The 295-nt window shown below is 46.1% G+C and carries 1 pseudogene; it reads right to left on the bottom strand.

Annotation, left to right across the window (positions count from 1 at the left end):
* Positions 1–257 (bottom strand): annotated as a pseudogene (locus tag ACFIM8_RS09375) (beta-hydroxyacyl-ACP dehydratase); the annotation flags it as partial.
* Positions 258–295 lie beyond the last annotated feature (38 nt).

The raw sequence follows: 295 nt of genomic DNA, 5'->3' as shown, positions 1-295 counted from the left end.
AACTTTACTTTTTTCAGCACAACAGATGCGATATTTTTCGCCCTACCCTGCGTGGCTAAAGCCAGAACCATCTCAATCAATAGTGAACCAGGACATACGGCGCGGGAGGGGAAATGTTCCTCAAAAAGCGGGTGATGCGCATTAAAGGAAAAAGTACAAGAATCTCCGGTTACGGAGGAAATCTTACATAAATCACCTAGTAATGGAAGAGCGGCTTTCTCAGAACACGAGCCAAGGAAGCGGACCTTACTGACCATGATGATTGCCTGCGCAATAACGGCCTTTCCATTGTCAT

Source organism: Bartonella sp. AC535YNZD (assembly GCF_042196625.1).
Taxonomy (GTDB): domain Bacteria; phylum Pseudomonadota; class Alphaproteobacteria; order Rhizobiales; family Rhizobiaceae; genus Bartonella.
Note: the sequence above shows the minus strand (reverse complement) of the source record. Positions and strands in the feature narration are given on the sequence as shown.